Below are 23,212 nucleotides of genomic sequence, written 5' to 3'. Positions count from 1 at the left end.
CTGCAGCCAGGTGATCATCTAATTTCCGGCGAAGGCGAACGCGTACCCCACCTCTTGGTTCGCCGGATAGCAGCGGTAACCCCGCGTGGGGACGACCCGCCCGTCGACGAGTACGACGGCGCGGGGTCCTGTCCAGGCACCGCCGATCGCCGCGGACGCCGCGGCCAAGGGAGCGACGATGGCGAAGCCAGCCGACACGAAGACCGCGACCGCCGGCAAGCCGGTCGCCAAGGGCACCCGCAGTGCCGCGGAGACCGAGAAGATCCGGGCCGCCCTGGCGGCGCGTTGCGACGAACTGCGCGCCGAGTACGATCAGACGCTGAGCGAGATCACCGAACTCCAGCGCGGCCGGCTGACCGACTCGGCAGGGGACGACCAGGCCGACACCGGCACCAAGACGCTCGAGCGGGAGCAGGAGATCTCGCTGGTCAACAGCATCCTGGAGCGCATCACGCAGGTCGAACGGGCGCTGGAGCGGCTCGACGAGGGCGCCTACGGCTGGTGCGAGCGGTGCGGCAACCCGATCCCGGTCGAACGGCTCGCCGCGTTCCCGTCGGCGACCCTGTGCGTGACGTGCAAGCAGTTGGAGGAGCGACGCTGAATGTCGGTGGGGACCAGATGACCGCCGTACCCGACGCGGCCGGGCCACGCCCGGCCGCGACCCGTCGGCGGGCGGTGACGGTCCTCACGGCGATCGCCGTCGTGACGGTGCTCGCCGACCTCGGCACCAAACACCTCGCCCTGCAGATGCTGGAGGACCGCGAGCCGGTACGCCTGCTCGGCGGCGCCGTCTACCTCACCCTGATCCGCAACAGCGGCGCCGCCTTCAGCCTCGGCAGCGACTACACCTGGGTCTTCCCGACGGTCACGATCGTGGTGGTCGGCTGGATCGGCTGGCTGGCCCTGCGGCTGCGGTCGGTGCCGTGGGCGATCTCGCTCGGGCTGGTCCTCGGCGGGGCGCTGGGCAACATGGTCGACCGGCTGTTCCGCGCCCCCGGCCCGTTCCTCGGCCACGTCATCGACATGGTCAGCGTCTTCGACCCGCGCGGGCAGGTGTTCCCCATCTTCAACCTGGCCGACAGCGCGCTGGTCTGCGGCGTGCTGTTCGCGATCTTCCTCGAGTTCACCGGCCGCCAGCGCGACGGCACCCGGATCAGCGCCCGCGAGGCCACCGGCGGCACCGCCGGGAAGGGCGGCGACAAATCGGTCGAACCCGAACCCGAACCCGCCGCCGCGGCCGACCCGGCCCGCCCCGTCGCCCGGACCGAGCGGTGACCGCCGGAGCGCCGGCCGGCGCCCGCCCCACCGGCGACCGCCGCAGCCTGCCGGTCCCCGACGGCCTCGACGGGATGCGCCTCGACCAGGCGGTGTCCCGCCTGTTCGGGCTGTCCCGCACCGCCGCCGCGACCCTGGTCGAGGCCGGCGACGCCCTCGTCGACGGCACCGTACGGACCAAGTCGGAGAAGGTCAGCGCCGGCTCCTGGCTGGAGGTCACGCTGCCCGCCCCGCCCGCCCCGCCCACCGTCACCGCCGAGGTCGTACCCGGCCTGCGGGTGGTCTACGACGACGACGACATCGTGGTGGTCGACAAGCCGGTCGGGGTCGCCGCCCACCCGAGCCCGGGATGGACCGGGCCGACCGTCATCGGCGGGCTCGCCGGGATGGGACACACCATCGCCACCAGTGGCGCCGCCGAACGGCAGGGCGTGGTGCACCGCCTCGACGTCGGCACCACCGGGCTGATGGTGGTCGCCAAGAGCGAACACGCCTACAGCGTCCTGAAGCGGGCGTTCAAGTACCGCGAGGTCGAGAAGCGCTACCACGCCGTCGTGCAGGGGCACCTCGACCCGCTGCGCGGCACCGTCGACGCGCCCATCGACCGGCACCCGTCGCACGACTGGAAGTGGGCGGTGGTGTCCGGTGGCAAACCCAGCGTCACCCACTACGACACCGTGGAGGCGTTCCCGTCCGCCAGCCTGGTCGACGTACGGCTGGAAACCGGCCGTACGCACCAGATCAGGGTGCACTTCTCGGCCCTGCGGCACCCGTGCGTGGGTGACCTGACGTACGGTGCCGACCCGACACTTTCCGGTCGGCTCAAGCTGTCCCGCCAATGGCTGCATGCCCGTGCGCTCAGCTTTCTACACCCCCGTACGGACGAAGAGGTTCGGTTCGTCAGCGACTACCCTGACGACTTGGAACACGCGCTGGCCGTACTCCGGGGCTGAGCGCGTTCCGCGACCTCCGCCTCAAAGGGAGTGAATTCCCCCGTGCGTGCCGGCGACCTGCTGCGACGGCTGGACAGCATCCTCCTGCCACCCCTGGCCCGGGGAATGGCCCGGCTCGGCCAGGGGCCGGTGCGGTCCCGGGTGCTGACCGGTGCCGCGCTGCTCTCGGTCACCGCCGTGCTGGTCACCGCCGTGTGGGCGGCCGACCGCCGGCAGGCCGGCGACCCGACCGTCGGAGACGTCGTACGGGTCGGCGTGGTCGAGGGCGACTCGATCCCGAGCTACGTCTCGGCCAGCCGCCACGAACTGGCGCGGATGCTGGCCGAGCCGGTCGACACCCCGTCGGGGGAGACGTACGCCCTGGTGACGCTCACCGCCTACCTGGCGCCCGACCGGCTGACCGCGGTCCTCGACGGCGTCGCGGTGTCGGAGGTCTTCACCCGGGTGCCGCTGCCGGAGACCCAGACCCAGATCGTGCGGATTCCGGCCTTCCGGATCCCGACCGACGTGGTCGCCGGGATGGGCCTGGTCGCCGGCCGCAAGGACCGCGAGGCGGCCGACTACCAGCAGCGGGCCGACGAGGTGGCCGGCGACGGGGAGCCGGAGCGGCACCTGCGGGCGGTCTACGGCAGCGGGGCCCAGGTGGCGACGGCCGAGGCCACCGCCTACCGGTCGAGGTGTTCCTGCGTCTACGCGGCGGTCGTCCGGGCGACGCCGGCCGGGCTCGACCGGATCGCGGCAAGGTCCGAGGTCCGCGCCGTCGACCCGGCGCCGGAGGTACGACGGCTGGACCGCGCGGTGTTCCTGCCGCCCCTGCCCGAGCAGGTGGACTTCGTGCGACCCCCGGTCGACCAGGGGATCGCCGGACCGGCCGACGAACCGACGCAGTCGGCCACCGCCGTGCCGGAACCGACCCGGACACCGTCGCCGGACGAGTTACGGCCGTCCGGCGAGACCTCGCCGGGTGGTGTGCCGTCCGTCACGCCCACCCCGGCGGAGAGCGCCAGCGGTGCTCCGGGCGAGCCGACGGGCACCGGGACGACCCCTTCGGACGGACAGTGACCGGTCCGCCCACATCCCGGTGACGGTCCGTGGAGTTGGAACATGCTGACGGTGGTGTAGGCGGTCTGGTGTAGCCCGAATAGGGTTTCCTTCGTAGCCTGTCAGGCGAAACCGATGGCGCGGGGAGGGTGAGCCGTGGAGGGCACCGAGGCCGGCTGGGGCCGGCCAGCCGAATCGGCCCCGCGCTGGCGGGCGCTGCTCGACCGGGCCCGCCTCGGCGGGCGTACCGGTGAACAGCCCGAGGTCGGCGACCGCCGGGGCGGATCCCGGCGCGCCGAGGAGCCGGCGCCGCGACCGGGCGCGAACGGATACCGGGGCGGCGCGGCCGACCACGGCTACTCCGGGCGGTATCCGGCCGACCCCGGTCCGGCCGACTACTCCCGCTACGAACCGGTCGATCCCAGCCCGGTCGGCTCCGCCCGGGTCGAACCCCGGTACGCGCCCGCCGACCCGCTGTCCGACCCGCTGCCCGACTCCCACTACGAGTTCGGTGCCCGGTCGGACCTCGGTTACGACCCCGGGACCCGCTACGAGCCGGAGCCGCGGTTCCGGCCCGACCCGGGATACGACCCCGGCGCCCGCGGCCGTGCCGAGCCGACCTACCAGCCGGAGCCGCGCTACCGGCCCGAGCCGGCGCCCGAGCCGGAGCCGCCCGGCGGGTCCCGGTGGGCGCTGCTCGACAACGGCTACCACCCCCACCTCGACCCGGCCCCCACCGCCGACCCGCCGCGCGGCTCCGCACAGGTCGAGCGGCCGTGGACCGAGCCGCGCGACCACCGGTCGTGGACCGAGCCGTCGACCCCGTCCCGGACCGACGCGCCGTGGACCGAGCCGCAGCCGCCCGCCCGCACCGAGGAGCCGTGGACCCAGCCCCGGTCGTGGACGGAGCCGGCCGGGCAGTCGTGGACCGAACCGGCCCGGTCGTCGTGGACCGAGCCGGCGAGCCCGTCGTGGACCGAGCCGGCCGGGCAGTCGTCATGGACGGAGCCGGCCGGGCCGCCGTCGTGGACGGAGCCGGTGGACGAGCCGCGGGGGCAGTCCCGGGCGCAGGCGCCGGTACGCTCCCGCGCCGAGGTCCCCGGCCGGGCCCGGGTCGAGGCGCCGTGGATCGAGCCGCAGGCGCCGCGGACCGAGGTGTCGTGGACCGAGCCGCCCCAGCCGTCGTGGGCCGCGCCGATGCAGGCGGCGCGTCCGGAGCCGACCCGCACCGGGATCGGGTCGGCCCGGGTGCCGTCCGCCCGCGCCGAGGCCCGGGTCGCCCCGGGTGCCCTGCAGTGGCAGTCCACCGAAGTCGACGTCGAGGTGACCCGGGCGGCCAACGTGCTGCGCCGCGACATGGGCACGCCCCGGGTGGTGGCGTTCGCCAACCCGAAGGGTGGCGTGCACAAGACCACGGCCACCGTGCTCGCCGCCGCCACCGTCGGCAGCGTACGCGGCCGCGGCGTGCTGGCCTGGGACGACAACGAACTGCGCGGCACCCTCGGGCTGCGCGCCGGCAGCGCCCGGCACGCCCGTACGATCCGGCACCTGATCGCCGACCTGCCCGAGATCGAGGGGCGGCACGGCATCGAGCTGACCGACTGGCTCGACGACTACCTGCGGCACGCCTCCGACGGCTCCTACGACGTGCTGGCCGGCGAGGAGAACTCCCGCTTCGCCCAGCAGCTCGACCAGGCCACCGTGCAGCGGGTGCTGGACCTGTTGCGCCGTACCCACGACGTGATCTGCGTCGACACCGGCAACAACGTGGAGAGCGCCAACTGGCGTACCGTCCTGCAGGCCGCCGACCAGCTCGTCGTCACCACCGTGCCGCGCGAGGACGCCGCGTTCACCGCCGACTGGATGCTCGACCTGCTGCACGAGGTCGGGATGAGCGAGCTCGCCGCCAACGCGGTCACCCTGCTGTCGTGCCCCAACCCGGAGAAGTCGCCGATGCTCGACGACTTCGCCCGGCACTTCGCGACCCGGACCCGGGCGGTGGCGATCGTGCCGTACGACCCGGCCCTGGAGACCGGCTCCTCGATCGAGTACGGGCAACTGCAACCCGCCACCCGAGACGCCTGGCTGCGGGCCGCGTCGGTGATGCTGGAGCCGTTCGCCCGCTGACCGGGGCGCGGCCCCCGGCCGTACGGCGACCGGTTCCGCCCGGTCGGCGCACGGTCGTGCCGGGCGGTCCCGGGCGGGCGATTCCCGGCCACCGGCGGTGGTCGCCGACTGTGCCCCGTCCGGTACGCGCATAGGATCCGGAGGTGGTTGTTTCGGGCGATGCGCGCACTCCCACGCAGCGCGGCGACAACGACCGGCACTCCGCCGTCCGGTCCGTCACCGCCGACCGGCTCGGTGGGCTGGCCGACCGCGCCGCGGCCGTACCGGCCGGCTGGTGGCACCTCGCGGTGGTGGTGTCGATGCTGCTGGCCGCGGTCGCGGTCTTCGGCCCGCTGTGGGCCGACCCGCAGGGCCGGGTCCTGTACGACAACGCCGCCGACTACGAGCTCTTCGAGTGGATGCTGGGCCACACCGCGATGGCGGTGACCAACCTCGAGAACCCGTTCTTCGCCACGGACCTGGGCGCCCCGAACGGCGTCAACCTGATGGCCAACACCTCGGTCCTGCTGCCCGGGGTGATCCTCACCCCGGTGACCCTGCTCGGCGGCCCCGGGCTGTCGGCCACCCTGCTGCTGACCCTCTCCCTCGCCGGCACCGGCGTCGCCTGGTACTTCTTCCTGCTGCGCTGGGTCGTCGACGCCCGGTCCGCCGCCTACGTCGGCGGGCTCTTCTGCGGCTTCGCGCCCGGCATGGTCTCCCAGGCCACCGGGCACCTGCACATGACGGCGCTCTTCCTGATCCCGCTGATCCTGTGGGTCGTCCTGCGGCTGGGCGAGCCCGGCCGCACCCTCCGCAACGGGATCCGGCTCGGCCTGCTGGCCACCGCCCAGCTTCTCACCGGCGAGGAGCCGATCTTCCTGGCCGCGCTCGCCCTGGCCGCCTTCCTGGCCTGCTACGCGCTCTGGCGGTGGCGGGACCTGCGTGACCGGCTGCGTGGCGCGCTGGCCAGCCTCGCCCTCGCGGTCGCCATCGCCCTTCTCGTGCTCGGCTACCCGCTGTGGACCCAGTTCTTCGGTCCGCACGCCTACCACGGGGTCCCGAACCACAAGTACCCCGGCGACCTCGGTGCCTTCGTCAACTACCCGACGTACGCCCTCGGCGGCGACCCGCTGACCGCCGAGCGCTACTCGCCGAACGTCAGCGAGCAGGCGACGTTCTTCGGCTGGCCGCTGCTCGTCCTCGCCCTGGTCTGCGCGGCGTGGACGTGGCGGCGGATCGCGATCCGCTGTGCCGTGCTCACCGCGATCGGCTTCGGGCTGCTGTCGCTCGGCACCGAGCTGCACCTGGCCGGGGAGCCGGTCGGGATACCCGGCCCCTGGGCACTGGTCGACCGGCTGCCGCTCTTCCGGGACGTGATCCCGCTGCGCCTGGGCATGGTGCTCATCCCGGTGATCGGGATCCTGGTCGCCGCAACCTGGGACCGGGCCCTCGCCGCCGGCGCCGCGCCCGCCGGCGACCGCCCGCTGGCCCGCCTGTGGCCGGCCGCGGTCGTCGCGGTGCTGGTACCGCTGGTCCCGCTGCCGCCCGCCGCGGTCGAGGGGGTGCCGACCCCCGGGTTCGTCCGCCAGGGGGAGTGGCGGGAATGTGCCGACGAGGGCGGCACCGTCGTCGCGTTCGTCGACGGGATCCGGCAGATGACGTGGCAGCGCGACGCCGGCTACCGGTACGCGGTGCACGGCGGCTACCACATCACCCGGGGCCCCGACGGCAAGGGACAGTGGGGGACCGCGTCGCGGCCGACCGAGGACCTCGTCTACGACGCGATCATCAAGGCCCGGGTGCCGGAGATCACCGACCAGGTACGCGCGCAGGCGGTCGAGGACATCCGGCACTGGAACGCCGACTGCTTCATCGTGCCGCTGCACCCCAACGGCGCACTCGCCGAACCGGTGGTCACCGCCATCCTCGGCGTGCCCCCGATCCGTACGCCCGAACTGTGGGCCTGGGACGTACGCGGACTGCGGTGAGACGCGCCCCCGTACGCCCCGGCGGGCCGGCCGTTCGTGGCCCGGCCCGGGGGTGGGCGGCCCCGAAGACGCCTGGGAGGATCAACCGGTGAGTGTCGTCAACCCTGAGCCGCCCGTCGGGCCGCAGCCGGTCCCGGCACCGGTGCCGGGCATCTCGCCCGGACGCGGGCCGGCCGGCCGGACGCTGCTGGTGGCCGTGGCCACCGCACTGGTCGTCGCCGGGCTCGGGGCGCCGCTCGGACTGCTGTGGGCGGCGGTCGCGCCGGACGTGCCGGTGGTCCGGACCGCCACCGGCGGCGCGCTGACCGAACCGCAGCCGGAGCAGTTCGTCGCCGCCGACGGCTGGTTCAGCCTGCTCGGGTTGGCCTTCGGGGTGGCGGCCGCGGTGCTCGGCTGGCTCCTGCTGCGCGGGCAGCGCGGCCCGGCCGGGCTGGTCGCCGTCGTTGTCGGCGGCCTCGGTGCCGCCCCGCTGGCCTGGCAGGTGGGCCGGCGCATCGGGCTGGCGGAATACCAGCGGCTGCTGGAGACCGCCCCGGTCGGCGAACTGCTCAGCCGGCCGCCGGACCTGCGCGCCGGCCGGTTCGAGTGGGTGTTCGGCTTCATCCCGACCCTCCAGGGCGATCTGCTGGTGCCGGCGTTCGCCGCCGCCGTCACGTACACCCTGCTGGCCGGCTGGTCCCGGTATGCCTCGCTGCGGCCCGAGCCGGAGCCGGACTTCGGGTTCCCGCCGTACGGCGGCGGCTGGCCGGCCCCGGTCGGCGCCGGGCCCGACCACCCGGCCGGCTGGCCACCGCCGCCCGCCGCCGGGGCGCACGATTTCGCCGCCGGGCCGCATGATCCCGCCGCCGGGCTGTCGAACGGTGCCGGGCCGGCCGCCGCCGAACCGGTGCCGGGTTTCCCGCCGGCCGGCGGGAAGCCGGCTAGTTCGGACTCGCCGGAACCGCGATCTCCGGCAGCGGCACCGGCACCGCCCGCACCTGGCGAAGCAGAGCCGCCTCGCGGCTGAGCAGGCGCAGCTCGGCCCGGAGCCGGCTCGCGGTGTCGGGGGCGCAGAGCAGGCTCTGCCGGTCGGTGACGGTCAGCACGGCGGTCGCCGCCACCAGGTGCGACAGCACGGTCGGGTCGTCGGGCAGTTGCTCGGCGATCTCGGCGCTGTCGGTGCGGATCAGGGTCAGGTAGCGCCGGAACAGCGCCAGCACCCGCGGCGCCAGCAGGTCGGCGACCGCCTCCTGGCCGGCCGGCTCGGGCAGCCACTCCACGTCGGCGGTCAGGTAGGGCTCCGTCTGCTCGTCGATGCCGGCGATCCGGAACCGGCGGCGGCCCACCGTCACGATGTCGAAACGCCCGTCGGGCAGCTCGGTCACCTGCCGGATCTCCGCGGTGCAGCCGACCTCGTGCAGGGTGACCGGCCCGGACGCCGGGGCGGTGCCGGGCGGCCCGGCCGCCGGCCGTACCTCCCAGCCCTTGCGGATGGCGACCACGCCGAACTCGCGGGGCGTGCCGTCGGGCAGACCGACGAGATGCCGGACGAGTTCCCGGTAACGTTCCTCGAAGATGTGCAGCGGCAGCACCAGGCCGGGGAACAGCACCGTCCCGAGGGGAAACATCGGCAGCCGCTGGTTCACCGGTCGAGCCTAGCGTGGCCTGGCTCACCGTCCCGCCCGCTGGGCGGCGCCGGACCCGTCCGTGGCGTGCCGCCTAGACTCGCAAGGGTGCTGAACCGGATCGACCTGCGCGCGGGGGGCCCTGACGGCTCTTCCGACCCGCGCCGCCTGCTGCCCCGTGCCCAACTCGACGTCTCCGTAGCGGTCGACAAGATCCGCCCGGTTGTCGAGGCGGTGCGCGAGCATGGCCTGACGGCGATCCGCGACGCCACCCATCGCTTCGACGGGCTGGAGCTGTTCGAGTTCCGGGTTCCGGCGCAGGCCATCGCCGCCGCCGAGCGGACCCTGGACGACGGCGTACGGGCCGCGCTGGTCGAGAGCATCGCCCGGGCCCGCAAGGTGCACGAGGACCAGCGCCGCACCGACACCGTCACCGAGGTGGTGCCCGGCGGCACCGTCACCGAACGCTGGGTGCCGGTCTCCCGGGTCGGCCTCTACGTGCCCGGCGGCCTGGCGATGTACCCGTCGACCGTGGTGATGAACGTCGTACCGGCCCAGGTCGCCGGGGTCGACGCGCTGGTCGTGGCGAGCCCGCCGCAGGCCGAGAACGGCGGGCTGCCCGACGCCCGGGTGCTCGCCGCCTGCGCGCTGCTCGGCGTCGACGAGGTCTACGCGGTCGGCGGCGCCCAGGCGGTCGCGATGCTGGCGTACGGCTCCGACGTCGGCGGCGGGCAGCGGTGCGAACCGGTCGACATGATCACCGGGCCGGGCAACATCTGGGTCACCGCCGCCAAGCGGCTGCTGCGCGGCGTCGTCGGCATCGACGCCGAGGCCGGCCCGACCGAGATCGCGATCCTCGCCGACGACACCGCCGACCCGGCACACGTCGCCGCCGACCTGATCAGCCAGGCCGAGCACGACCCGCTGGCGGCCAGCGTCCTGGTCACCCCGTCGGTCGAACTGGTCGACGCGGTCGAGCGCGAACTGACCCGGCAGGTCGCCGCCACCAAGCACGCCGAGCGGGTCACCACCGCGCTGACCGGCGAGCAGTCCGGCGCGGTCCTCGTCGATGACCTCGAGGCCGGGCTGCGGGTGGTCGACGTCTACGCGGCCGAGCACCTGGAGATCCAGACCCGCGACGCCCGGGAGTGGGCACTGCGGGTACGCAACGCCGGGGCGATCTTCGTCGGGCCGTACGCGCCGGTGTCGCTCGGCGACTACTGCGCCGGCTCCAACCACGTGCTGCCCACCGGCGGCTGCGCCCGGCACTCCTCGGGGCTGTCGGTGCAGTCGTTCCTGCGCGGCATCCACATCGTCGAGTACGACGAGCCGGCGCTGCGTGACGTGGCCCGGCACGTGGTGACCCTGTCGACGGTCGAGGACCTGCCGGCACACGGCGACGCGGTGAAGGCCCGCTTCCCGGGAGCCGACCTGTGACCACTCTTGACGACCTGCCGTTGCGCGACGACCTGCGCGGTCGCAGCCCGTACGGGGCGCCGCAGCTCGACGTGCCGGTCCGGCTGAACACCAACGAGAACTCCTACCCGGTGCCGGAGCCGGTCGTGGAGGCGATCGCCAAGGCGGTCGCCGCCGAGCTGCGCGACCTCAACCGCTATCCCGACCGTGACGCGGTGGCGCTGCGCGGTGACCTCGCCGACTATCTCGGCCACGGGCTGACGGCCGCGAACGTGTGGGCGGCGAACGGCTCCAACGAGATCCAGCAGCAGCTCTTCCAGGCGTTCGCCGGACCGGGGCGGACCGCGCTGGGGTTCACCCCGGCCTACTCGATGCACCCGCTGCTGGCGCTCGGGACCGGGACCACGTGGGTCGACGGGCGGCGCGGCGATTCGTTCGACCTGACCGCCGCGGACGCCGCCGCGCAGGTCGAACGGCACCGGCCCGACCTGGTGCTGCTCTGCTCGCCCAACAACCCGACCGGCACCGCGCTCGACCCGGCCGTGCTGACCGCCGTCCTCGACGTGGCCCCCGGCATGGTCGTCGTCGACGAGGCGTACGCCGAGTTCGCCCGGCCGGGCACGCCGAGCGCGCTGACCGTGCTGCCCGGCCACCCCCGGCTGGTGGTGACCCGCACGATGAGCAAGGCGTTCGGGTTCGCCGGTGGCCGGCTCGGCTACCTGGCCGCCGACCCGGCCGTGGTCGACGCGGTGCAACTGGTGCGGCTGCCGTACCACCTGTCGTCGCTGACCCAGGCGGCCGCCCGGGCGGCGCTCGCGCACCGGGCGGCCCTGCTTGCCACCGTGGAGGCGATCAAGGCGCAGCGGGACCGGATCGTCGCCGCACTGCGCGGGCGGGGGATCCGGGTGGCCGACAGCGACGCCAACTTCGTACTCTTCGAGGTCGGCGGCGACCAGAAGGCCGCCTGGCGGGCCCTGCTCGACCGGGGGGTGCTGATCCGCGACGTCGGCCTGCCCGGCTGGCTGCGGGTCACCGCCGGCACGCCGGAGGAGACCGACGCCTTCCTGACCGCGATCGAGGGAATGTCATGAGCGAGCGTAGCGAGCGAATCTGGCGGCTCAGGTTGACTCATGGCGGCTGTGAGCGAAGCGAGGAGCTGTCATGAGCGGGCGTAAGGGGCGGGTGGAGCGGACCACCGCCGAGACCAAGGTGCTCGTCGAGATCGACCTCGACGGCACCGGCAAGGCCGACATCAGCACCGGGGTCGGCTTCTACGACCACATGCTCAACCAGATCGCCCGGCACGGCGGCTTCGACCTGACCGTGCACACCGAGGGCGACCTGGAGATCGACGCGCACCACACGATCGAGGACACCGCGCTGGCCCTCGGCACCGCGTTCGCGCAGGCGCTCGGCGACAAGGCCGGCATCCGCCGCTACGGCTCGGCGACCGTGCCGATGGACGAGGTGCTGGTCCGGGCCGCCGTCGACCTGTCCGGCCGGCCGTACGTCGTGCACGACGAGCCGCTGCTCGTGCCGTACATCGGCGGGGTCTACGCGACCAGCATGACCCGGCACATCTGGGAGTCGTTCGGGCAGACGGCCCGGCTGACCCTGCACGTCGACGTGCTGCGCGCGGCCCGGCCCGGCGGCCATCCGGACGCCCACCACGTGGTCGAGGCGCAGTTCAAGGCGGTGTCCCGGGCGTTGCGCGAGGCGGTGTCGGTCGACCCGAAGCTGGCCGGCGCGATCCCGAGCACCAAGGGCACCCTGTGAAGCCGGGGCGGGCCTGATGGGCGCGGCGATCCCGATCCTGCTGCTGGCGCTCGCCGGGATCCTGGTCGGCGGCGCCTGGTCGATGTACCGCCAGGGCGCCGGGCGCGGTGCCGTCGCTCTGGTCGCCGTACTCGCGTTGCTCGCCGCCGCCGGCGGCGTGCTCTGGCTACTACCGGGGGACAACTGATGACCGAGGTCGTGGTTCTCGACTACGGGTCGGGCAACCTGCGGTCGGCCGAGCGGGCGCTGGTGCGCGCCGGTGCCTCGGTGACGGTCACCGCCGACCTGGCCGCCGCGGCCGGCGCCGACGGGCTCGTCGTGCCGGGCGTGGGCGCCTTCGCCGCCTGCATGGCGGGTATCGACGCGCTCGGGGCCGGCCCGGTCATCGCCGACCGGGTCGCGGCCGGCCGGCCGGTGCTCGGCATCTGCGTCGGCATGCAGGTGCTCTTCGGCCACGGCGAGGAGCACGGCGTGGTCACCAAGGGGCTCGGCCTGCTGCCCGGCGGCATCACCCGGCTGCCGGCCCGGCGGGTGCCGCACATGGGCTGGAACACCGTCGAGCCGCCGGCCGGCTCCCGCCTGCTCGCCGGCCTGCCGCCCGCGTCGCGGTTCTACTTCGTGCACTCGTACGCGGCGCTGGATCCGGGCGCGCTGGCCGACGCCGGTGCGCTGGTCACCACCGCCGAACACGGGGCGCCGTTCGCGGCGGCGGTCGAACTCGGCCCGCTGTCGGCGGCCCAGTTCCACCCGGAGAAGTCCGCCGACACCGGGGCGACGCTGCTGCGCAACTGGATCGCGACCCTGTGAACCGCGGTCCACGGCGGCCACCGGCCGCTCCACGGTCGCGGCGGATCGACAGCGACGGGCGGCGGCCACCGGTCGCCTCCCGCCGCCGGCGCCGTACCGGCGGCGGTGGCTGGCGGTGAGTAAGGAACGCGCCCGGCTCCGGGCGGCCCGGCAGGCCGAACTCGAGCGGGAGCGGGCCCGCCGGGCCCGTACGGTCGCCCGCCGGCAGCGTCGCCGGGCCCTGCTGCGCCGCCTCACCCCCCGGCTGCCCGACCGCCGTACGGGGCGGATGCTCGCCCGGCGCAGTCGTGGCGAACGCGCCGGGATCGTCATCCTCACGCTGTGCGCCGTCGCGGCGATCGTGCTGCTCGTCGACGACATGGCGCTGCGCATCGCGCTGATCCTGCTGATGCTGCTGGTCCTGCCGGCCGTCGTCGTGATCGCCCTCGGCCGGCGCACCTAGATTCCCACTAAGGAGTTCCGTTGAGCCTCACGCTTCTGCCCGCCGTCGACGTCGCCGACGGCCAGGCCGTACGCCTGGTGCAGGGTGCCGCCGGCAGCGAGACCACGTACGGCGACCCGCTGGAGGCCGCGCTGGCCTGGCAGCGTGACGGCGCGACCTGGATCCACCTGGTCGACCTGGACGCCGCCTTCGGCCGCGGCTCGAACGCCGAACTGCTCGCCGACGTGGTCGGCCGGCTCGACGTCGACGTGGAACTGTCCGGCGGTATCCGCGACGACGAGTCGCTGCGGCGGGCGCTGGCCACCGGGGCGGCCCGGGTCAACATCGGCACCGCCGCGCTGGAGGACCCGCAGTGGTGCGACCGGATCGTCGGCGAGTACGGCGACCGGGTCGCGATCGGCCTGGACGTCCGCGGCCGTACGCTGGCCGCCCGGGGCTGGACCCGCGACGGCGGTGACCTCTTCGAGGTGCTGGAACGCCTCGACAAGGCCGGCACGTCCCGGTACGTCGTCACCGACATCACCAAGGACGGCACGATGCGCGGCCCGAACCTGGACCTGCTGCGTGAGGTCTGTGCCCGTACCGACGCGCCGGTGATCGCGTCCGGCGGGGTGTCGACCCTCGACGACCTGCGCGCCCTGTCGACGCTGGAGGAGGTCGGCGTCGAGGGCGTCATCGCCGGCAAGGCGCTGTACGCGGGGGCGTTCACCGTCGCCGAGGCCCTCGCCGTCCTCGCCGAGGCCGGCGCCCGATGACCGTCGGCCGCGAGGTCCACCTCGCCTCCCGACCGCAGGGGCGGGCCACCGCGGACAACTTCACCGTGGTCGAGGTGCCGGTCCCCGAACCCGGCCCCGGCCAGCTCCTGGTCCGCAACGTGGTGATGTCCGTCGACCCGTACATGCGTGGGCGGATGAACGACGCGAAGTCGTACGTCCCGCCGTTCCGGGTCGGCGCGGTCCTCGACGGCGGTGCGGTCGGCGAGGTCGTCGCGACCGGTGCCGGCACCCGGCGGCAGCGCGGCGAACTGGTCCTGCACGGCCTCGGCTGGCGGGAGTACGCCGTCGTCGACGACGCCTCGGCCCGACCGGTCGACCCGGAGCTGGCGCCGCCGTCGGCATACCTGGGGGCGCTCGGCATGCCGGGCCTGACCGCGTACGCCGGTCTGGTCGACGTGGCCGGGCTGAAGCCGGGCGAGACGGTCTTCGTCTCCGGGGCGGCCGGCGCGGTCGGCAGCCTCGCCGGCCAGATCGCGAAGCTGCGCGGCGCCGCCCGGGTGATCGGCAGCGCCGGCTCGGCGGCCAAGGTGCAGCGGCTGTACGAGCTCGGCTTCGACGCCGCGTTCGACTACCACGACGGCCCGGTACGCGAGTCGCTGGCCGCCGCCGCGCCGGACGGCATCGACGTCTACTTCGACAACGTCGGCGCCGACCACCTGGAGGCCGCCCTGTCGGCGCTGCGGGTGCACGGCCGGGTGGCGATGTGCGGCGCGATCGCCCAGTACGACACGGACGAGCCACCGGCCGCGCCGCGCAACCTGGCGCTGGCGATCGGCAAGCGGCTGACCCTGCGCGGCTTCCTGGTCAACGACCACGATCACCTGCGCGACGAGTTCGTCGCCGAGGTCGGCGGCTGGCTGCGCGGCGGCGAGCTGCGGTACGACGAGACGGTGGTCGACGGGCTGGAGAACGCCCCGACCGCGTTCCTCGGCCTGCTGCGCGGCGACAACCTCGGCAAGATGCTGGTCCGGCTGTGACCGGGCGGGTGCCGGCCCGCCCCGTGCGGCCGGCGGGGGCCGTCCGGCGGCCGGTTAGGCTCGGGCCATGACGGTGGCGGTACGGGTGATCCCGTGTCTCGACGTGGACGCCGGGCGGGTGGTCAAGGGGGTCAACTTCCTCGACCTACGCGATGCCGGTGACCCGGTAGAGCTTGCGGCGGCCTACGACCGGGCCGGCGCCGACGAGCTGACCTTCCTCGACGTGACCGCCTCCTCCGCCGGCCGGGGGACGATGCTCGACGTCGTACGCCGCACCGCCGAGTCGGTCTTCATCCCGTTGACCGTCGGTGGCGGCGTACGGGCCGTCGCCGACGTCGACACGCTGCTGCGGGCCGGCGCCGACAAGGTCGGGGTGAACACGGCGGCGATTGCCCGGCCGGAGCTGATCGCCGAGATCGCCGACCGGTTCGGCCGGCAGGTGCTGGTGCTGTCGCTCGACGTACGGCGGGCACCGGCCGGCAGTCCGGCGGCCGGCGGCAGCGGGTTCGAGGTCACCACGCACGGCGGCCGGCGCGGCACCGGGCTCGACGCGGTGGAGTGGGCCCGCCGGGGCGCCGAACTCGGTGCCGGCGAGATCCTGCTCAACTCGATGGACGCCGACGGCACCAAGGCCGGCTTCGACCTGGCGCTGATCGGGGCGGTCCGGGCGGCGGTCGACATCCCGGTCATCGCCAGCGGTGGCGCGGGCGCCCTCGACGACTTCCCGCCGGCGGTGGCGGCCGGCGCCGACGCGGTGCTCGCCGCGAGCGTCTTCCACTTCGGCGAACTGACCATCGGCGAGGTCAAGCAGACCCTGCGGGCCGGCGGCCACCCGGTCCGCTGACCGCGCGCCGCGGGCCCGCCGGGCCCGCGGCTCAGTCGCGGTAGGGGCCGCCCTCGGGGGATCGGCGCGGGGCCGGCGCGGTGAAGTGGGCGGCGTATTCGTGGATGGCGCGGGCGTGCTCGCGCTCGTCCAGCGCCCAGTCGGCGTCGCCCGGGGCGTGCCGGCGGGTGAGGGCGCCGTGGATGGTGTCGACGGTCGTCGCCAGCCCGCTGCGTGGCCGGGTGCGCCACAGCGTCTCGCCGCTCGCGGTGAGCCGGAACCAGCCGTCGTCGACCGTGATCAGGCCGGCGCCGGCCAGCCGGCGTACGGCGGTCTCGATGTCCTCACGGTCGGGGATGGCCCGGTTGAGGTGGTCGGCCGTGGAGAGGACGTCGGCGAGCCGGATGCCCTCCGGCCGGCGTGTTGTCGGTGCCCGGAGGTGTCGTCCCGCCCCACCGGCGATGACCACCGAGACGAAGATCCACGCGTCCGTCCACCGCCATCCCTCGTCGGCCATGCGCCAATGATGCCCGTCGAGCGCCACCGATGGAACCACGGGATCCCCTGTTATCCGCCCGTTTTCCGGCCGTCGTCGGACGCGACACCGGGTACGGCGGGTCCGACCTGGACCGGGGCCGGCGAAGACCCGGCGGGACCGGTGGCATCCGGTCGATCCGGGGCCGGGGAGGGGCGGCCCGGTCCGGGCACGGTGAACAGCGGGATGAACCGGTGGGCCAGTGGACCGATCGAGACCGCGTAGAGCAGGGTGCCGATCCAGACGGTGCCGCCGAGCAGCCAGCCGACGGTCACCACGGTGACCTCGATGACGGTCCGGACCATCCGGATCGACCGGCCCGGTCGCCGCGCCACCCAGCCGGTCATCAGGCCGTCGCGCGGCCCGGGGCCGAACCGGGCTCCGATGTAGAGGCCGGTCGCCATCCCGTTGGCGACGATGCCGACGACCATGAAGAGGATCCGCACCGCCATCGCCCGTGGGGTGGGCAGCAGGGCGAGGGTGGCGTCGACCGCCAGCCCGACGACGACCACGTTGCTGACGGTGCCGAGGCCGGGCCGCTGCCGCAGCGGGATCCAGAGCAGCAGTACGACGGCACCTACCAGGATGCTCGCCGTGCCGATCGACAGCCCGGTGTGGATGGCGAGGCCCTGGTGGAAGACGTCCCACGGGTTGAGGCCGAGCGTCGACTCGATCATCAGCGCCATGCTGGCGCCGTACAGCGCCAGGCCGGCGTACAACTGGACCAGCCGCCGGGGCAGGCGCCGGCCACGGAAATTGCCAATTCTTGACACGCATGCCACTCTGAGGGCCAATCTGCGGAAGGATAAGAGCCAATCCTGGAGGAGTGGCATGACCAGTACCGTGCGAGGTAGTCAACTGGCCCGGTTGCTCGGGCAGTGGCATGCACTTCCGGGCCGCCGGCGCAGCCCCGACTACGCCGCCCTCGCCGGCGCCATCCGGGGCCTGCTCGCCGACGGACGCCTGCCACTCGGCGTACGGCTGCCCGCCGAACGCGAACTCGCCGAGGCGCTGAAGGTCAGCCGCACCACGGTCACGGCCGCCTACCGGGAACTGCGCGAGACCGGGCACCTGACCAGCCGGCGCGGCGCCGGAAGCTGGACCACGCTGCCCGGCGGCCACCGGGTGGCCAGCTCCGGGCTGTGGACCCCGCAGGACGACCTCGACATGATCGACCTCGGGGTCGCCGCGCTCGCCGCACCGCCCGAGCTGGTTCCCGCCGCCCGCGCCGCCGCCGAGGACCTGCCCCGCTACCTCCACGGCGCCGGCTACCACCCGACCGGCATCGTCGAACTGCGCGAGGCGGTGGCGCGGGGGTACACCGACCGCGGGCTGCCCACCAGCCCCGAACAGATCATGGTGACCAACGGCACCCAGCACGCCCTCGACCTGGTGCTGCGGCTGACCCTGCCGGTCGGTGCCGGCGTACTGGTCGAGTCGCCCACCTATCCCAACGCGCTGGCCGCGCTCGTCGCGCGCCGGGCCCGGATCGCCACCCACGGCCTGGCGGCCGCCCCGGAGGGCGACGGCGCCGGCTGGGACGGCGAACTGCTGCTCGCCGGCCTGCGCCAGACCCGGCCCCGGCTGGCCTACCTCATCCCGGAGTTCCAGAACCCGACCGGCCACCTGATGCCGGCCGAGCTACGCGAGTCGGTCGTCGCCGCGGCCCACACCAGCGGCACCGACCTGATCATCGACGAGTCGTTCGTGGACCTGCCGCTGGACGGCACGCCGATGCCGCCGCCGACCGCCGTCTTCGACCGGCACTCGCGGGTGATCTGCATCGGCGGGATGAGCAAGCCGTACTGGGGCGGGATGCGGATCGGCTGGGTACGCGCCTCCGCGCCGCTGGTGCAGCGGCTGGCCGCCGCCCGGGTCGGGGTCGACATGGCCAGCCCGGTCCTCGACCAGTTGGTCGCCGTACGCCTGCTCGCCCAGGCCGCGACGATCGTGCCGGCCCGGCGGGTGCAGCTCGCCGCCCAGCGCGACGCCCTGCTCGCCGCCGTCGCCGAGATGCTGCCGGACTGGCGGGTGTCGGTGCCCGGCGGCGGCGTCACGCTCTGGGCCGAACTGGACGGGCCGGTCTCCAGCGCGCTGGCCCGGGCCGCCGAGGACGTCGGGGTACGGCTCGCGCCCGGCCCCCGGTTCGGGCTCGACGGCACGCTCGAACGCTTCCTGCGGCTGCCGTTCACGCTGCCCGCCGCCGAACTCGTCGACGCGGTGCACCGGATCGCCGCGGTCCGCTACGACCTCGACCGGGCCAGCCGTCCACGATGGAGCGAGCCGGCCGTCATCGCCTGATCCGCGCCCGGTGTCCCGGACACGCGCGGGGCGGGCGTCCACCCGGACGCCCGCCCCGGCACGGGATCAGATCTCGGCGAGCGAACCCTCGTACATCCGCTCGATCTCGGCCGCGAAGTTGGCCTCCACGCCGCGCCGCTTGATCTTCAGCGACGGCGTGATCTCGCCATCCTCGATGGTCAGGTCGCGCGGCAGGATCGTCACCTTCTTGATGGTCTCCCACCGGTTGAGCTTGGCGTTCAGCTCCTTGACGTAGCCGTCGACCATCGCCTTGGCCTCCGGCGAGGCGACGATCTCGGCGTACGACTTCCCGGCCAGCGGCCCGCCGGCCGCCCACCCGGAGATCGCGTCCGGGTCGAGGGTGATCAGCATCGTGCAGTAGTTGCGGGCCTGCCCGATCACCACCGCCTGCGACGTGTACGGGCACACCGCCTTGAACATGCCCTCGATGTGCGACGGCGCGATGTACTTGCCGCCGGACGTCTTGACCAGGTCCTTCTTCCGGTCGGTGATCTTCAGGTAGCCGTCGGCGTCCAGCTCGCCGATGTCACCGGTGCGGAAGAAGCCGTCCTCGGTGAACGCGGCGGCCGTCTCGTCCGGCAGGTTGTGGTAGCCGCGCATCACCGGCTTGCCGCGGACCAGGATCTCGCCGTCCGGGTCGATCCGGCACTCCAGGTCGCCGAGCGCCTGGCCGACCGTACCGATCCGGAGCTGGCCCGGCCGGTTGACGAAGTTGCCGGCGCTCGTCTCGGTCAGGCCGTACCCCTCGGAGATCGGCAGGTTGGCGGCGGCGAAGAACTCGCCGATGTCCTTGCTCAGCGGTGCGGCACCGGAGACCAGCACCCGGATCCGGCCGCCGAGGCGGGCCTGGAGCTTGCTGAAGACCAGCTTCTCGGCCAGCCCGTAGCGGAACTTCAGCCCACCCGGCACCGGCTTGCCGGCCTGTTCCAGGGCGACCTTCTCCAGGCCGGTACGGACCGCCCAGGAGAAGATCTTCGCCTTGGCGCCGCCGCCGTCCCGGGCGGTGGTGACCGCCTTGTTGTAGACCTTCTCGAAGACCCGGGGGGCGCCGCACATCAGCGTCGGCCGGACCACGGCCAGCATCTCGACCAGCTTGTCCACCCGGCCGTCGACGTACGTCCGCAGGCCGACGTGGATGACGCCGCAGATCAGCGTCTTGCCGAACGAGTGCGACAGCGGCAGCCACAGGTACTGGAGGTCGTCGGCGATGAGCAGGTTGTTCTGGCCCTGCGCGATCCCCTCCCAGCACCAGCCGCCGTGCAGGAGCTCGACCCCCTTGGGCCGGCCGGTCGTACCCGAGGTGTAGATCAACGTCGCCAGGTGGTCCGGCCCGATCTCGGCCACCACCTTGTCGATCAGATCCGGCTCGGCCGCGAGTGCCTCACGGCCCCGCTTCTCCACCTCGGCCATCGTCAACTGCGGGAACGGGGCGGCCGGGTCCGGCTCGCCGTCGATGAGGATGACGTGGGTCAGTGCCGGCAGGGTCGCGTCGGCGAGCTTGCCGGCCTGCATCGGGTTCTCCGCCACCACGACCTTGGAACCGGAGTCGGCGACGATGAAGGCGGCGTCCTCCGGCTCGGTGGTCGGGTAGACGGTGGTCGTGGCCCCGCCGGCACACATGATGCCCAGGTCGGCCAGCACCCACTCGAGCCGGGTGCCGGCGACGATCGCCACCCGGTCCTCGCCGCTGATCCCGAGCCCGCGCAGACCGGCCGCGAACGCCTTGGCCCGGTCGCCGACCTGTGCCCAGGTCAGCCAGACCGGCCCGGAATCGTCCGCGGCGGGGTGGGCGAACGCCTCGCGGTCGGGAGTCTTCGCGATGCGCTTGAAAAACATGTCCGGGATGGACCGGTAAGGGACGTCAAGTGTCATATTGGGGGCCGCCTCCGGGGTCGAGGTAGTGTGCGTGATCGTGGTCACGTTAATTCAGTGTTACCGAGGCTATTTGCGCTGACCACTTTCGGCTAGTCCCGGCCGGCCGTGTCGGCCTCCTCGACGGGCCGTGCCGATGCTTCCGGTCGACCGTATGTGCCCAGCGGCCGGGGTGCCACGGGCGCAGCCGCACCGGCGCGGCGGTCGGGTGGCTCACCGCCCGGCCACGACGGTCCAGCCGAAGCGGCGACGGTGTGGCGGTCCCCGCGTACCGGTCCGGTGCGACGCTGGACGGTCGTTGACGGGTGCCGCGAGGCCCCATGGCGACCGATCCGAATGCCGACTCGGAAGCGGGACGCCACCCCGATCGGTGGGGCGATCGAACAACGGCTGTTTCGGGCGGGCGGATCCGCCGAATTTGTCGTCCGAACGGTTCTGCCTCTGATTAATCGGACGGCGTACCTTCTGTGGGCGCATCGATCGACCTCATCGAAGGGAAATGCGTTGTCTGTCGCCGTGCCGCCGGGTTGGTATCCGGCACCGCATAATCCAGCCGTCGAACACTGGTGGGATGGAACACGGTGGTTGAGCCCGGGCTTTTCCCAGGCCACGATGGTCGCGCCGGCACCTGTCCCGAATTCGCTGCCCCCGGCCGCCGGGCGGTGCCAGCGGTGCGGTCAACCGGTGGGGATCCGGCGCATCGCCGGTCGCACGGTCTGTGGCGGCTGCGCGGCGGCCGGCGAGAACGCCATGCGGATGTTCCGTACGTCGGCGGCAGAGGTGCTCTGGCGGTCCGGTCCGACGGGACCCGAGTGGGAGGCGCTGCTCGCGAGCCTGCGGCAGCATCAAGTGCCTATCACCGACGCCCTACAGCAGATACGGCGGGAGACGGGCAGCTTTCTCGAGCGCTATGTCGTGTTCGCCATGGCGGACGATGTCGTCACGCCCGAGGAACTGGCGACCTTCCGTGACTTCGCGGAGCGGTTGCAGGTGCCGGAGGAGATCGCTGGCCCGCTGCGGGAGCGGATGGAGCGACACGCCGCCCTCCAGTCGATCCGCGAGGGCAACCTGCCTACCCGACGGCCGGCCGAACTCCGTCTCGACATCGGCGAACTCTGCCACCTGGACATGCACGCCGCCTACCAACGCGAGGTACGGGGCACTGTCGAACAAATGCCCGGGCGGATCGTCGTCACCGACAAGAAGTTCCGCTTTCTCGGGCACGACACCGGTTGGGAACTCGGATGGTCCAAGATCTTTAATGTGGCGGCGCGCCGGGGTGAGTTCGTGCACGTGCAGGCATCGCAGAAAAGGGGCAGCGGCCTCTATGCCACCCATGATCCGGAATACGCGAGCGTCCTCATCGACACCGTAATCCGGATCAACCGGCGGGAGATTCTGACTCCTCGCGGGCAGCGGGATACCCGCGCCGTTCCGCAGCACGTGAAGACCCAGGTGTGGCAGCGAGACGGGGGAGCCTGCGTCGAGTGCGGCGCCACCAGCTACCTCGAGTTTGACCACGTGATCCCGCTCAGTCGAGGTGGCGCCACGTCGGTGCAGAACCTGCAGATCCTGTGCCGTGCCTGCAACCTGCGCAAGGCCGACCGTCTGTAGCCGCCACGGTGGGTTGAACAGCCGTCCGACGGAAGCCGGCTCCCCGGGCGTCGGTGACGCGGGGAGCCGGCTGTCGTGCTGCGGTACGTCCACGGCGACCGTGGGCGGTGCGGGGTCAGTCGTCGTAGCGGTCGTCGTCATCGTCGTGGTCATCGTCGTCGTGGTCGTCATCGTCGTCGTCCTGCTCGAACTTGACGATCTCGCCGGTCTCCCGGTCGACGTCGACCTCGTACTCGACCTGGCCCTTGTAGATCTCGACCTCCCAGACCGGACGGCCGTGCTCCCGGTCCCGGTCGACCTCCTCGACCGTGCCGCCGCCGGTCCGGGCGAGCGCGATCTCCTTCGCGCGCTCGGCGGAGATCGCGTCGCCACCCGACGCCGGGCCGCCGGTCGGGCTGCTCTGCGTCGGGGCCGGGCCGGTCGTCTCCCCGCTGGTCGGACCGGCGGTGGGCGTGGTGTCCGGCGTGCCGGGCGTACCCGGGGCGCTCGTCAGCGCGACGCTCGTCGTCCGCTGCCGGTTCTCGATGGTGTCCGACGCCGCCGCCACGCCGAGTGCCGTACCGGTGAACGCAAGGGCGGCGACTCCGCCGACGGCCAGGGCGACGATCGACTTGCGGGTCATGGTGGAACCTCCTTCGGTTGCTCGTAGCCAAGAGGTTCGCCCGGATCGGGATAGGGCCGCGCTGTGGCAACGCTAAGGCCGGGTTAAGGACCGCTGGGGCGCCCGGCCGTGGTCGCGACGCCCCGGCGGGGCGACCGCCTGAACGGCCGACGTCGCCGTCAGGGCTGGGCCGCCGGCAGGGCTGGGCCGCCGGCAGGGCTGGGCCGTCGGGGTATTGCTGTCGTGGCCCACAGCGAATTCGGCGTAACGACAGCGAATTCGCT

22 protein-coding genes and 2 pseudogenes are annotated in these 23,212 nt (G+C 73.5%); 19 read left to right on the top strand and 5 right to left on the bottom strand.

Annotation, left to right across the window (positions count from 1 at the left end):
• The first annotated feature begins 178 nt into the window (after window positions 1-178).
• From AB0I42_RS35755 to AB0I42_RS35725, 7 genes and pseudogenes are all read left to right on the top strand, one after another.
• The gene (locus AB0I42_RS35755; RefSeq protein WP_357544201.1) at window positions 179-601 is read left to right on the top strand and encodes a TraR/DksA C4-type zinc finger protein; all 423 of its coding nucleotides are present in this window, start codon (window positions 179-181) and stop codon (window positions 599-601) included.
• 17 nt (window positions 602-618) lie between these two features.
• Window positions 619-1,275: a signal peptidase II gene (gene lspA / locus AB0I42_RS35750; protein WP_357544200.1), complete on the top strand. Its 657-nt coding sequence runs from the start codon at window positions 619-621 to the stop codon at window positions 1,273-1,275.
• 74 nt (window positions 1,276-1,349) lie between these two features.
• A complete protein-coding gene (locus tag AB0I42_RS35745; protein ID WP_357544203.1) occupies window positions 1,350-2,228 on the top strand; it encodes an RluA family pseudouridine synthase in 879 nt (292 codons plus the stop codon).
• A 42-nt stretch (window positions 2,229-2,270) separates the two neighbouring features.
• A complete protein-coding gene (locus AB0I42_RS35740; RefSeq protein ID WP_357544199.1) occupies window positions 2,271-3,290 on the top strand; it encodes a hypothetical protein in 1,020 nt (339 codons plus the stop codon).
• 135 nt (window positions 3,291-3,425) lie between these two features.
• Window positions 3,426-5,396 carry an AAA family ATPase gene (locus tag AB0I42_RS35735; protein ID WP_357544198.1) on the top strand — a complete coding sequence of 657 codons (1,971 nt, stop codon included), beginning with the start codon at window positions 3,426-3,428 and terminating at the stop codon, window positions 5,394-5,396.
• Between the two features lie 143 nt (window positions 5,397-5,539).
• Entirely contained in the window at window positions 5,540-7,363 is a 1,824-nt protein-coding gene (locus AB0I42_RS35730; RefSeq protein ID WP_357544197.1) for a hypothetical protein, read from the top strand.
• Window positions 7,364-7,586: 223 nt separating this feature from the next.
• A pseudogene (locus tag AB0I42_RS35725) lies at window positions 7,587-8,078 on the top strand (DUF2567 domain-containing protein); the annotation flags it as partial.
• 205 nt (window positions 8,079-8,283) lie between these two features.
• Here the strand turns inward: AB0I42_RS35725 and AB0I42_RS35720 are convergent.
• A complete protein-coding gene (locus AB0I42_RS35720; RefSeq protein WP_357544196.1) occupies window positions 8,284-8,988 on the bottom strand; it encodes an LON peptidase substrate-binding domain-containing protein in 705 nt (234 codons plus the stop codon).
• 87 nt (window positions 8,989-9,075) lie between these two features.
• On the opposite strand from AB0I42_RS35720, the gene hisD reads away from it, so the two are divergent.
• From hisD to hisF, 9 genes are all read left to right on the top strand, one after another.
• The gene (hisD, locus tag AB0I42_RS35715; protein WP_357544195.1) at window positions 9,076-10,404 is read left to right on the top strand and encodes a histidinol dehydrogenase; all 1,329 of its coding nucleotides are present in this window, start codon (window positions 9,076-9,078) and stop codon (window positions 10,402-10,404) included.
• Entirely contained in the window at window positions 10,401-11,474 is a 1,074-nt protein-coding gene (locus tag AB0I42_RS35710) for a histidinol-phosphate transaminase (RefSeq protein WP_357544194.1), read from the top strand. Before hisD ends, AB0I42_RS35710 begins: the two co-directional genes overlap by 4 nt.
• Window positions 11,475-11,544: 70 nt before the next feature.
• Window positions 11,545-12,159 carry an imidazoleglycerol-phosphate dehydratase HisB gene (hisB, locus tag AB0I42_RS35705; RefSeq protein ID WP_357544193.1) on the top strand — a complete coding sequence of 205 codons (615 nt, stop codon included), beginning with the start codon at window positions 11,545-11,547 and terminating at the stop codon, window positions 12,157-12,159.
• Window positions 12,160-12,175: 16 nt separating this feature from the next.
• Window positions 12,176-12,346, top strand: coding sequence for a hypothetical protein (locus AB0I42_RS35700; RefSeq protein ID WP_357544192.1), 171 nt, complete (start codon window positions 12,176-12,178; stop codon window positions 12,344-12,346).
• A complete protein-coding gene (gene hisH, locus AB0I42_RS35695) occupies window positions 12,346-12,966 on the top strand; it encodes an imidazole glycerol phosphate synthase subunit HisH (RefSeq protein ID WP_357544191.1) in 621 nt (206 codons plus the stop codon). The genes AB0I42_RS35700 and hisH overlap by 1 nt, the downstream gene beginning before the upstream one ends.
• 115 nt (window positions 12,967-13,081) lie before the next feature.
• Window positions 13,082-13,408 carry a hypothetical protein gene (locus tag AB0I42_RS35690; RefSeq protein WP_357544190.1) on the top strand — a complete coding sequence of 109 codons (327 nt, stop codon included), beginning with the start codon at window positions 13,082-13,084 and terminating at the stop codon, window positions 13,406-13,408.
• 20 nt (window positions 13,409-13,428) lie between these two features.
• Window positions 13,429-14,163 carry a bifunctional 1-(5-phosphoribosyl)-5-((5-phosphoribosylamino)methylideneamino)imidazole-4-carboxamide isomerase/phosphoribosylanthranilate isomerase PriA gene (gene priA, locus AB0I42_RS35685; protein WP_357544189.1) on the top strand — a complete coding sequence of 245 codons (735 nt, stop codon included), beginning with the start codon at window positions 13,429-13,431 and terminating at the stop codon, window positions 14,161-14,163.
• Window positions 14,160-15,161: an NADP-dependent oxidoreductase gene (locus AB0I42_RS35680; RefSeq protein ID WP_357544188.1), complete on the top strand. Its 1,002-nt coding sequence runs from the start codon at window positions 14,160-14,162 to the stop codon at window positions 15,159-15,161. Before priA ends, AB0I42_RS35680 begins: the two co-directional genes overlap by 4 nt.
• A 67-nt stretch (window positions 15,162-15,228) precedes the next feature.
• Window positions 15,229-16,005 carry an imidazole glycerol phosphate synthase subunit HisF gene (gene hisF / locus AB0I42_RS35675; protein ID WP_357544187.1) on the top strand — a complete coding sequence of 259 codons (777 nt, stop codon included), beginning with the start codon at window positions 15,229-15,231 and terminating at the stop codon, window positions 16,003-16,005.
• 31 nt (window positions 16,006-16,036) lie between these two features.
• Here hisF and AB0I42_RS35670 read toward each other — a convergent pair whose 3' ends face one another.
• Window positions 16,037-16,501 (bottom strand): hypothetical protein, encoded by a 465-nt coding sequence (locus tag AB0I42_RS35670; protein WP_357544185.1) that lies wholly within the window; start codon window positions 16,499-16,501, stop codon window positions 16,037-16,039.
• A gap of 50 nt (window positions 16,502-16,551) precedes the next feature.
• Complete coding sequence (locus tag AB0I42_RS35665; RefSeq protein WP_357544184.1) at window positions 16,552-17,292, bottom strand: hypothetical protein; 741 nt, start codon at window positions 17,290-17,292, stop codon at window positions 16,552-16,554.
• A gap of 58 nt (window positions 17,293-17,350) precedes the next feature.
• Here AB0I42_RS35665 and AB0I42_RS35660 point away from each other — a divergent pair, with 58 nt between their 5' ends.
• Window positions 17,351-18,820 carry a PLP-dependent aminotransferase family protein gene (locus AB0I42_RS35660; RefSeq protein WP_357544183.1) on the top strand — a complete coding sequence of 490 codons (1,470 nt, stop codon included), beginning with the start codon at window positions 17,351-17,353 and terminating at the stop codon, window positions 18,818-18,820.
• A gap of 66 nt (window positions 18,821-18,886) precedes the next feature.
• Here the strand turns inward: AB0I42_RS35660 and AB0I42_RS35655 are convergent, their stop codons facing one another.
• Window positions 18,887-20,713: a long-chain fatty acid--CoA ligase gene (locus tag AB0I42_RS35655; RefSeq protein WP_357544182.1), complete on the bottom strand. Its 1,827-nt coding sequence runs from the start codon at window positions 20,711-20,713 to the stop codon at window positions 18,887-18,889.
• Window positions 20,714-21,049: 336 nt separating this feature from the next.
• Here AB0I42_RS35655 and AB0I42_RS35650 point away from each other — a divergent pair.
• Both AB0I42_RS35650 and AB0I42_RS35645 read left to right on the top strand, forming a co-directional pair.
• A pseudogene (locus tag AB0I42_RS35650) lies at window positions 21,050-21,295 on the top strand (hypothetical protein); the annotation flags it as partial.
• 102 nt (window positions 21,296-21,397) lie between these two features.
• Window positions 21,398-22,327 carry an HNH endonuclease gene (locus AB0I42_RS35645; protein WP_357544202.1) on the top strand — a complete coding sequence of 310 codons (930 nt, stop codon included), beginning with the start codon at window positions 21,398-21,400 and terminating at the stop codon, window positions 22,325-22,327.
• Window positions 22,328-22,442: 115 nt separating this feature from the next.
• On the opposite strand, the gene AB0I42_RS35640 is transcribed toward AB0I42_RS35645, so the two are convergent.
• Window positions 22,443-22,949, bottom strand: a complete 507-nt coding sequence (locus AB0I42_RS35640) for a PepSY domain-containing protein (protein ID WP_357544181.1) — start codon at window positions 22,947-22,949, stop codon at window positions 22,443-22,445.
• Window positions 22,950-23,212: the final 263 nt, after the last annotated feature.

Source organism: Polymorphospora sp. NPDC050346 (assembly GCF_040655695.1).
GTDB lineage: Bacteria > Actinomycetota > Actinomycetes > Mycobacteriales > Micromonosporaceae > Polymorphospora > Polymorphospora lycopeni.
The sequence above is the reverse complement of the archived record's forward strand: the minus strand, read 5'-3'. Positions and strand labels throughout refer to the sequence as shown.